Genomic DNA, 9,319 nt, shown 5'->3' with positions numbered 1-9,319 from the left:
GAGGTTGGTGACGCCGCGCCCGGCCAGGCTGGCGTAGGGTTCCGGCAGCAGCGGGAACACCAGTTCGGCAAAGCGATACGCCTCTTCCAGGTGCGGGTAGCCGGAGAAGATGAAGCTTTCGATGCCCAGGTCTGCGTATTCCTTGATGCGCTCGGCGACTTGCTGAGGGTTGCCCACCAGGGCCGTGCCCGCGCCGCCACGTACCAGGCCGACGCCGGCCCACAGGTTGGGGGCGATCTCAAGGTTGTCGCGGCGCCCGTCGTGCAGGGCGGCCATGCGCCGCTGGCCTTCGGAGTCAAAGCGCGAGAAGGATTTTTGCGCGGCGGCGATGGTCTCGTCGCTGATGTGCTCGATCAGTTTGGCCGCGGCTTTCCAGGCGTCTTCTTCGGTTTCGCGCACGATCACATGCAGGCGAATCCCGAATTTGACGGTGCGCCCGTGGCGGGCGGCGCGCTCACGCACGTCGGCGAGTTTCTCGGCGACGGCGGCCGGTGGTTCGCCCCAGGTCAGGTACACGTCGACTTGTTCGGCGGCGAGGTCGTGGGCAGCGTCCGAGGAACCGCCGAAGTACAGCGGTGGATATGGCTTCTGCACCGGTGGGTAAAGTGCCTTGGCGTTCTGCACGCGCAGGTGTTTGCCTTCGAAATCCACCGATTCGCCTTGCAGCACGCGGCGCCAGATCTTGAGGAATTCGTCGGTCACTTCGTAGCGTTCGCTGTGATCGAGGAAGCTGCCGTCGCCGCGGTTTTCGTCGGGGTCGCCGCCGGTCACCACGTTGATCAACAGGCGGCCATTGGACAGCCGGTCGAGGGTGGCGGCCATGCGGGCCGAGACGGTTGGCGAGATGATCCCCGGACGAATCGCCACCAGGTAACGCAGGCGTTCGGTCAACGGCACCAGCGCCGAGGCAATCACCCAGGAGTCTTCGCAGGAGCGGCCGGTGGGAATCAGCACGCCGTGGTAGCCGAGGTTGTCGGCGGCCTGGGCGACTTGTTTCAAATAGTTGAGGGTGACCGGGCGAGCGCCCTGGGTGGTGCCCAGGTAGTGGCCGTCACCGTGTGTAGGCAGAAACCAGAAAACATCCATGACAAATCCTTAAGCGATTTTCAGCAGAGAGGTGGGATGCGCGGCAAACAACGGCGCGGCGCGTTCTGCAGCAAGGCGAATGCGGGCCTTCAAGGGCTCACTGGTTATGTGGTAATCGGTGAAATCGGCCTCGGTGGCGTACACGCCAATGGGCAAGGTCAGGGCCTGGAAGAAACTGAACAGCGGGCGCAACTGGTGATCGAGTACCAGGGCGTGGCGTTCGCTGCCGCCGGTGGCCGCCAGCAACACCGGGGTGTTGATCAGGGCGTTGAGGTCGACCAGGTCGAACAGGTGCTTGAGCAGGCCGGGATAGGAGCCGCGATACACCGGCGCGGCAACGATCAGCAAGTCGGCCTGTTCGATGGCCTGCAGTTGCGCTTCGACGTCGGCGGGCAGTTCCTGGCGGGACAGTGCGCCGCCCAGCGGCCGGGCAATGTCGCCCAGTTCGATCAGGGTGGCCTGGATCGGCAATTGATCGGCCAGTTCGGCCAGCACCGCCTGGGTCAACACCAGGGTGCGGGACGGACGCCAGGTTCCGCCGGAGAGGGCAACGACATTCAGTGGACGGGTCATCAACAGTTCCTTTTTCAACAGTGGCTCAGGGCAAGAGCAGTAGCAGGGCTTGAGCAAGAGCTGTACCAAGCTGTGCAGCCCTTGACTGGCGTGGCCTCTGTGCCAGGTGTTGGAAAATGGTGGTGTTGTCTGCCTGGTGTTTTGTTGAATGACTGTTGCCTGGGCAACAGTTGCCAGGCGAACAGTGGCGTGAGTGTTGAGGCCATTTATAGAGGGTTGTGTTTATTCCGTAAATGAACGTATTTCCATATTTATAGACCTAAATGGAATATATGGCGCGACTATCAGAAGTGTCGCAAAGGTTGATAGCGACTATCACGGCTGATGATTTTTCACCGTGCAGGTGCGGGAGTAGCCTGTACTCATTGACTTCAACCCGTTTCGCAGGACCTTCGCCATGAACCGTTTTCTCGCCATTTCCGTATTGCTTGTCACCTCAGTCCTTGCCGGTTGTGCGACGCATTCGTCGCCCGAACTGCGTGGCTATTCGGCCGAGGAGAGCAAGGAACTGGCGCTTGAAGCCCTGAGCCGTCGAGGCCTGTCATTTGATGAATACCAACAGAAGAAAGCCGAACTGACCGGCCAGCCACGGAACACCTTCGGTTTCGACCGTCAGGGTGAGATGAATGCCGAGCGCAGCATGACGCTGCACGGTCGCCCCAGTTGAGTCAGTGGCGAGGTCTGAAGAGCCCGAGGTTTCCTACAGGAACCTCGGGCTTTTTGTTTGCCATCCGTTTCCCGGAGCCTGTTAAGCTGAATTTCAGGAGCGTTCCTACGCACTTTTAAATAAAGTGGTCTTTCTTTAACGGCACGGGATCAGGTAAACCATCTTCCTTCCTGATTGCGGCCCCTGAGACGTTGTTCTCGGGAACCTGCTCTGCGAGTCTTTAACGTCATGAATAAACGTCCGCTGTATTTCGACTACGCCGCCACCACGCCGGTGGATGAGCGGGTCATCCAGGTGATGGTTGAGTGTCTGGGCTTCAATGCCAACTTCGGCAACCCTGCGTCCAGTTCCCACGCGTTCGGCCAACAGGCCCGGCAAACGGTTGAGCAGGCACGGGGCCAGGTGGCTGAGTTGGTCGGCGCCGAGCCGGCACAGATTGTCTGGACCTCCGGTGCCACCGAGTCCAACAACCTCGCCATCAAGGGCGTTGCCCAGGCGCGCGGCGTGGCCGGCGGGCACATCATCACCAGCCAGATTGAACACAAGGCCACGCTCGACACCGCTCGCCAGTTGCAGGAAGCCGGGGTTGCCGTGACGTACCTGGTGCCGGACGCCGAGGGTTTGATCAGTGTCGAGGCGGTGAGCGAAGCATTGCGTGAGGACACCTTCCTGGTGTCGCTGATGCTGGTGAACAACGAGCTGGGCACCCTTAACGATATCCGGGCGATTGGCGCACGCGTGCGCGAGCATGGCGCGCTGTTTCACGTGGATGCGGCGCAGGGCGCAGGCAAGGTCGAGATTGACCTGGCCGAATGGCCAGTGGACCTCATGTCATTTTCCGCACACAAACTCTATGGTCCCAAGGGTATCGGCGCGTTGTACGTCGGCCCACGTGCGCAGCAGAAAGTGCTGGCGCAGATTCACGGCGGTGGCCATGAAGGTGGTTTGCGTTCGGGCACCCTGGCAACTCACCAGATTGCCGGCATGGGCACCGCGTTTGCCCTGGCGGCAGCGTCCTTTGCTGAAGAAAAGGCGACCATCGTTGCCTTGCGCGAGCGCCTGCTGGAACAGCTGAATACAATTGCCGGGGTGCGCCTCAATGGCAGCCTTACCCAACGCATTCCCCACACCCTGAGCCTGACGTTCAGCGAAGGCGAGTTCAATTCCGCCGCCTTGAGCGCGGGCATTGCCTTCTCGGCCACTTCGGCCTGCAATTCGGCGAGCAATGCACCGTCCCATGTGCTTCTGGCGCTGGGCCATGATGCCCGCAGCGCAGGTCGCACCATTCGCTTGAGCCTCGGGCGGTTTACCACCGAGCAGGATATCGATCAGGCGGTACAGCTGATCAAGGCGGCACTGGCCAGCGCACCGGCGTTCTGGGCCGTTTGACCCCATAACAATTATTAGTGGTTAGCAGGAGACACGATGAGCACACAGCCTTTGACCCATGGAACGGTTCCCCAGCGCCTGGCGCACACCCGCGAACTGATGAGCCGCGAGGGCATTCATGCCCTGTTGGTGCCGTCGGCGGATCCGCACTTGTCCGAATACCTGCCGGGTTACTGGCAGGGCCGTCAGTGGTTGTCGGGTTTCCATGGGTCGGTGGGTACGCTGATTGTTACTGCGGATTTTGCCGGTGTATGGGCAGACAGCCGCTATTGGGAACAGGCGACCAAGGAGCTCAAGGGCAGCGGCATCGAGTTGGTCAAGCTGCAACCCGGCCAGCCCGGGCCGCTGGAATGGCTCGCGGAGCAAACGCCGGAAGGCGGCGTGGTGGCCGTTGATGGTGCGGTCATGGCCGTGGCCTCGGCGCGCACCCTGGGCAGCAAGCTGGAGGCACGTGGTGCACGCTTGCGCACGGATATCGACTTGTTGAATGAAGTCTGGCAAGACCGTCCAACCTTGCCGAACCAACCGATCTATCAACATCTGCCACCCCAGGCCACCGTCAGCCGTGGCGAGAAGCTCGCAGCCCTGCGTGCCAGCTTGAAGGAAAAGGGGGCCGACTGGCATTTCATCGCGACCCTGGATGACATTGCCTGGCTGTTTAACCTGCGGGGTGGCGACGTTTCGTTCAACCCGGTGTTTGTCTCGTTTGCCTTGATCGGCCAGCAGCAGGCGACGCTGTTTGTGGCCCTGAGCAAAGTCGATGCCGAGCTTCGCACGGTGCTGGAACAGGATGGCGTGACCCTGCGCGATTACAGCGAAGTCGCAGCGGCGTTGAAGGACATTCCTTCGGGCGCGAGTGTGCAGGTCGACCCGGCCCGGGTGACCGCCGGCTTGCTGGAAAACCTGGGCAGTGGCGTCACGCTGATCGAGGGGCTTAACCCGACCACCTTGGCCAAATCGCGCAAGAGCCTGGCGGACGCCGAGCACATTCGCCAGGCCATGGAGCAGGATGGCGCGGCCCTGTGTGAATTCTTCGCCTGGCTCGACAGCGCGTTGGGCCGTGAGCGCATCACCGAACTGACCATTGATGAGCACCTGACGGCAGCGCGTACCCGTCGTCCGGGTTATGTGTCGCTGAGCTTCAATACGATTGCCGCATTCAACGCCAATGGCGCGATGCCGCACTATCACGCGACTGAAGAAGAACACGCGCTGATCGAGGGCGATGGCTTGCTGCTGATCGACTCCGGTGGCCAATACCTGGGCGGCACGACCGATATCACGCGGATGGTGCCTATCGGGACGCCAAGCGAAGAGCAGAAGCGCGACTGCACGCGGGTGCTCAAAGGTGTGATTGCCTTGTCCCGCGCGCATTTCCCCAAGGGCATTCTCTCGCCGCTGCTGGACTCGATTGCCCGTGCGCCGATCTGGGCCGAGGGTGTGGACTACGGCCACGGTACCGGTCATGGCGTCGGCTATTTCCTCAATGTGCATGAAGGCCCGCAGGTGATCGCGTACCAAGCCGTCGCGGCGCCGCAAACGGCAATGCAGGCAGGCATGATTACCTCCATCGAGCCCGGCACTTACCGGCCGGGCCGCTGGGGTGTGCGCATCGAGAACCTGGTGTTGAACCGTGAAGCGGGCAAGACCGAGTTTGGCGAGTTCCTCAAGTTCGAGACACTCACGCTGTGCCCGATCGACACCCGTTGCCTGGAGCCGTCGTTGCTGACGGTGGAGGAGCGCCAGTGGTTCAACGATTACCACGCACACGTCCGTGAGCGCCTGAGCCCGCTGCTCAGCGGTGCAGCGCTGGAGTGGTTGCAGGTGCGTACGGCTGCGATCTAGCCCAGCGCTTCGCGCACAAAGTCCAGGCGATCCTGGCCAAAGAACAACTGGTCGCCGACGAACATACTGGGGGCACCGAATACGCCACGCTGAATCGCGTGTTCGGTGTTGTCCTTGAGGGTTGTCTTGACTTCGTCATCGTTGGTCAGCGCCAGGACTGCTTCAGGATCAAAGCCGTGTTCGGTCAGCACTGCGGCTACCACAGACAGGTCTCCCAAGTGTCGGCCCTCGACCCAGAGTGCGTGGAACAGGCAGTCGATGAAGTCGAGAAAGCGTTCGGGCTGGCGCATTTGGACGCCGGTGACCGCACGCATCAGCATTAATGTGTTGATGGGAAAGTGCGGATTGAACTTGAGCGGAACGTGGTAGCGCTGGGCGTAGCGTGCCAGGTCCTGGAACATGTAGCGACCTTTGGCGGGAACGGTGGCCGGTGACGCATTGCCGGTGGCCTTGAACACCCCGCCCAGCAGCATTGGCTTGTAAATCAGCTGGGTGCCGGTTGCAGCGCACAGGCCTGGAAGTTGGGTATAGGCCAGATAGGTGTCAGGGCTGCCGAGGTCGAAGAAAAATTCTACTGTTTTACTCATGCTGGATACTCGCAGTTTATTGTTATGGGGCGCGCTTACCAGGGTTCATTCCAGGGGCGCAGGTCCAGCTCGAAGGTCCAGGCGTCCCGGGGCTGGCTGTGCAGGTACCAATAGTTATCGGCGATGTGGTCCGGATTGAGAATGCCGTCCTGATCCTTGAGGGCGTATTTTTGCGGGAAGTTGTCGCGGATGAAGTCGGTGTCGATGGCGCCATCCACGACGACGTGGGCGACGTGGATATTCCGTGGGCCCAGTTCGCGAGCCATGCTTTGCGCCAGTGCACGGATCCCGTGTTTGGCTCCAGCGAACGCGGCAAAGCCGGCGGCTCCACGCAACCCGGCCGTGGCACCGGTAAACAGGATGGTGCCGCGGTTACGGGTGACCATGCGCTTGGCCACTTCCCGCGCGTTGAGGAAGCCTGAGAAACAGGCCATCTCCCAAATCTTGAAGTACTTGCGGGCGGTTTCTTCCAGGATGCTGCACGGCACATTGGCGCCGATGTTGAACACGAAGGCTTCGATGGGGCCCAGCTCGGTTTCAATCCGCTCGATCAGCGCGATAACGTCTTCTTCCTTGCGGGCATCGCAGGCAAAGCCATGCGCCTCGCCACCTGCTGCGTGGATGCTATCCACCAAGGGTTGCAGTTTATCGGCGCTGCGCCGGGTGACGCAGGCGACGTAACCCTCACGGGCGAAACGCTTGGCGATGGCACCACCTGTGGCATCGCCGGCACCCACTACCAGTACGATTTTCTTGTTGTTCGTCATGGGAGATCCTTTAGTAAACGATCGTTTGCCAAACGAACGTTATGCTACGATCCAGCAGGCGTCAAGCTGACAGCACAGTGGAGGAAGCGATGCGATATCCGGCTAGTCACAAGCAGCAAACCAGGGAAAAGCTTCTGGACAGCAGTGCGGCACTGGCGAAGAAAGAGGGTTTTGCCAGTGTCGGGGTGGATGGCTTGATGAAGGCCATTGGCTTGAGTGGCGGTGCGTTTTATAGCCACTTCGCTTCGAAGGATGAATTGTTCAGTTCGATTGTCGAGCGTGAATTGAGCCACAGCCTTGAGCGATTGAATGGCGACGGGGTGCAAAGCCGTGAGCGGCTGGATCGCTGTTTGAAGTTCTACCTGAGCATGGCCCATGTGGAGCAATCCGAAGCCGGATGTGCGTTGCCGAGCCTGGGGGCGGAGATTGCGCGATCTGATGTGGCCGTTCGTCAACAGGCGCAGGACTGGATTTGCCGATTGCAGGTGGGGTGGGCAGCAACACTGGGCAGCGAGGCCCTGGCGTGGTCGATTCTGTCGCAATGCATCGGCGCCCTGGTGGTGGCGCGGATGATGGTCGACCCGCAGGTGCAGGCACAGGTCCTGTCATCGAACTACGAGGTGCTCAGCCAGCAGCTGTCGAGGCTGTGAGGTCATCGACAGTTACTTGCAGATGACAATCATGCTTCGGCTTGTGTAGCCGGCGGGGTTAAGGCCGAACGGGTAGTCGCCTGGGTCTTCGGCGTTGTCCCCCGACTTGGCGATGACTTTATAGCCTTTGGCGCCACACGAATTAGCTGCACTGGCGTAGCACTGGTCCCAGGAAGAGGACAGGCCTGAGCAGTTGATATGCAGGCCCTTCTTTCCCCGTTTTACTTCGGTCTTGGTGGTCGCGGCACAACCTGCGATTGCCACAATCATGAACAGCATCAAAATTCGCTTCATTACTATCCTTAATAGCCGCCTCGCTTAAGTGCACGAAGCTGGCTTTGCTCGCTCTCGAGTGTAGCGTTCATGATGTCCTTATCGAAAATCTCCATGAATGACACTGGGTTACGACCTAAACATGGCCTAATTGAGCGGCAAATGCCATAGCTACGTCAAATCCTGAATCAATCGGCTGGAACGAGTGGTTTTGATTCGTTACGCATGGTCAGGGTTGCACCCACCGAGGCCAGGATAATGCAGGTGATGGCCAGCCATTGCGCCAGGGACAAGTGCTCTTGAAGGAAAAACAGCCCGGACAGGGCGCCGAACGCGGGTTCGATACTCATCAGGGTTCCGAACGTGCGGGCTGGCAGGCGAGTCAGGGCGACCATCTCCAGGGTGTAGGGCAGGGCGGTGGATAAAACCGCGACACCAATGGCGATCGGGATCAGCGAGGGTGTGAGGAGTGCGGCGCCCGCGTGAACGATACCTATCGGTGCAACAAACAACGCTGCAATCATTACGCCGAGGGCCGCAGTCTGAACGCCATTGTCGGCGCCGGCCTTTTGGCCAAACAAAATGTAGAGTGCCCAGCACGCACCTGCGCCGAGTGCATAGGCGGCGCCTGTGAGGTCAATGCCGCTGCTGGCTTCGCCCACTGGGATCAATAGCAGAAGTCCGACAATCGCCAAGGCTATCCAGAGAAAGTCTACGGCGCGTCGCGAAGCGTAGATGGCTACTGCCAGTGGGCCGGTGAATTCGAGGGCTACTGCAATTCCCAGCGGAACGGTACGCAGCGACATATAGAAGAGGAAGTTCATTCCCCCCAGCGCCATCCCGTAGACGATCACCGTCTGCAACGACTTGGCTGTCAGCTTGGCGCGCCATGGGCGTAAAAGGAGCAGCATGATCACACTGGCGAAAATCAGGCGCAGGGTGGTGGTGCCCTGGGCGCCCACGATGGGGAACATGCTTTTGGCGAGCGAGGCGCCTGATTGAATAGAGGCCATGGCAATGAGTAGCAGGCCGACCGGAAACAGTGTCGAAGCCAGGCTACGCGGGGAAGTGGTCATTGAGGGTATTCGTCCGAGGTCGTATTGAAAGAAACCGAGTGGCTATGATGCTTAACTGTTGAGCGTTGGGCAATATATTGCTCAATTAGTTAACGGTTCCTTCCTATATAGACGAATTCCGTGATTGTCGGGATGGATTGATAGAAAAGCTGAATTAAGGGTTGACGGCAGATTCTGGAAGTCTATAATTCGCCCCACTTCCGGCGCAGTCGAAACGGAAAACTCCTTGGTAAACAATGAGTTATGTAGGTTTCGACAGCGAGTTGCTTCAGATCATCGAAGCCCAGAAGGAGTTAGTAAGGCAGTGTTGTTTGGCCCTATTAACGGTTCGATCTTCTCGGTCGAAAGCGGAGAAAAAGAGGTGTTGACAGCAGCGTGTAACGCTGTAGAATTCGCCTCCCGCTAA

10 protein-coding genes are annotated in these 9,319 nt (G+C 59.8%); 4 read left to right on the top strand and 6 right to left on the bottom strand.

Translation table 11 applies throughout. The annotated features are described in order from the left end of the window. On the bottom strand, positions 1–1,086 hold a 1,086-nt coding region (ssuD, locus tag HX846_RS04110; RefSeq protein WP_178965013.1), incomplete at its 3' end, for an FMNH2-dependent alkanesulfonate monooxygenase. Positions 1,087–1,095: 9 nt separating this feature from the next. Next, the gene (msuE, locus tag HX846_RS04105; RefSeq protein ID WP_003210131.1) at positions 1,096–1,659 is read right to left on the bottom strand and encodes an FMN reductase; all 564 of its coding nucleotides are present in this window, start codon (positions 1,657–1,659) and stop codon (positions 1,096–1,098) included. Positions 1,660–2,056: 397 nt separating this feature from the next. Here msuE and HX846_RS04100 point away from each other — a divergent pair, with 397 nt between their 5' ends. The 3 genes from HX846_RS04100 to HX846_RS04090 all read left to right on the top strand — a co-directional run bounded on the left by HX846_RS04100 (position 2,057) and on the right by HX846_RS04090 (position 5,560). Next, on the top strand, positions 2,057–2,326 hold the full coding sequence (locus HX846_RS04100) for a hypothetical protein (protein WP_008430855.1): 270 nt from the start codon (positions 2,057–2,059) through the stop codon (positions 2,324–2,326). Between the two features lie 228 nt (positions 2,327–2,554). Then, positions 2,555–3,715, top strand: a complete 1,161-nt coding sequence (locus HX846_RS04095) for a cysteine desulfurase family protein (RefSeq protein WP_087695274.1) — start codon at positions 2,555–2,557, stop codon at positions 3,713–3,715. 36 nt (positions 3,716–3,751) lie between these two features. Then, positions 3,752–5,560, top strand: a complete 1,809-nt coding sequence (locus HX846_RS04090) for an aminopeptidase P family protein (protein ID WP_178965012.1) — start codon at positions 3,752–3,754, stop codon at positions 5,558–5,560. Here the strand turns inward: HX846_RS04090 and HX846_RS04085 are convergent. Together HX846_RS04085 and HX846_RS04080 are read right to left on the bottom strand one after the other, a co-directional pair. After that, the gene (locus HX846_RS04085; protein ID WP_178965011.1) at positions 5,557–6,147 is read right to left on the bottom strand and encodes a 2-hydroxychromene-2-carboxylate isomerase; all 591 of its coding nucleotides are present in this window, start codon (positions 6,145–6,147) and stop codon (positions 5,557–5,559) included. The genes HX846_RS04090 and HX846_RS04085 overlap by 4 nt on opposite strands. Positions 6,148–6,182: 35 nt before the next feature. Next, entirely contained in the window at positions 6,183–6,914 is a 732-nt protein-coding gene (locus HX846_RS04080; protein WP_003210139.1) for an SDR family oxidoreductase, read from the bottom strand. Positions 6,915–7,003: 89 nt separating this feature from the next. On the opposite strand from HX846_RS04080, the gene HX846_RS04075 reads away from it, so the two are divergent. Continuing rightward, positions 7,004–7,564, top strand: coding sequence for a TetR/AcrR family transcriptional regulator (locus tag HX846_RS04075; protein ID WP_178965010.1), 561 nt, complete (start codon positions 7,004–7,006; stop codon positions 7,562–7,564). 12 nt (positions 7,565–7,576) lie between these two features. On the opposite strand, the gene HX846_RS04070 is transcribed toward HX846_RS04075, so the two are convergent. Both HX846_RS04070 and rhtA read right to left on the bottom strand, forming a co-directional pair. Further along, positions 7,577–7,858: a hypothetical protein gene (locus tag HX846_RS04070; RefSeq protein ID WP_003210144.1), complete on the bottom strand. Its 282-nt coding sequence runs from the start codon at positions 7,856–7,858 to the stop codon at positions 7,577–7,579. Positions 7,859–8,025: 167 nt separating this feature from the next. Continuing rightward, a complete protein-coding gene (gene rhtA, locus HX846_RS04065) occupies positions 8,026–8,913 on the bottom strand; it encodes a threonine/homoserine exporter RhtA (protein WP_003210146.1) in 888 nt (295 codons plus the stop codon). Between the last annotated feature and the right edge of the window lie 406 nt (positions 8,914–9,319).

This window comes from Pseudomonas sp. K5002, from assembly GCF_013386655.1.
GTDB lineage: Bacteria > Pseudomonadota > Gammaproteobacteria > Pseudomonadales > Pseudomonadaceae > Aquipseudomonas.
Note: the sequence above shows the minus strand (reverse complement) of the source record. Positions and strands in the feature narration are given on the sequence as shown.

Excerpts from the sequence above, each read along its gene's own strand:
- msuE (WP_003210131.1), bottom strand. The coding sequence starts at position 1,659 with ATGACCCGTCCACTGAATGTCGTTGCCCTCTCCGGCGGAACCTGGCGT.
- HX846_RS04100 (WP_008430855.1), top strand. The coding sequence starts at position 2,057 with ATGAACCGTTTTCTCGCCATTTCCGTATTGCTTGTCACCTCAGTCCTT.
- HX846_RS04095 (WP_087695274.1), top strand. The coding sequence starts at position 2,555 with ATGAATAAACGTCCGCTGTATTTCGACTACGCCGCCACCACGCCGGTG.
- HX846_RS04090 (WP_178965012.1), top strand. The coding sequence starts at position 3,752 with ATGAGCACACAGCCTTTGACCCATGGAACGGTTCCCCAGCGCCTGGCG.
- HX846_RS04085 (WP_178965011.1), bottom strand. The coding sequence starts at position 6,147 with ATGAGTAAAACAGTAGAATTTTTCTTCGACCTCGGCAGCCCTGACACC.
- HX846_RS04080 (WP_003210139.1), bottom strand. The coding sequence starts at position 6,914 with ATGACGAACAACAAGAAAATCGTACTGGTAGTGGGTGCCGGCGATGCC.
- HX846_RS04075 (WP_178965010.1), top strand. The coding sequence starts at position 7,004 with ATGCGATATCCGGCTAGTCACAAGCAGCAAACCAGGGAAAAGCTTCTG.
- HX846_RS04070 (WP_003210144.1), bottom strand. The coding sequence starts at position 7,858 with ATGAAGCGAATTTTGATGCTGTTCATGATTGTGGCAATCGCAGGTTGT.
- rhtA (WP_003210146.1), bottom strand. The coding sequence starts at position 8,913 with ATGACCACTTCCCCGCGTAGCCTGGCTTCGACACTGTTTCCGGTCGGC.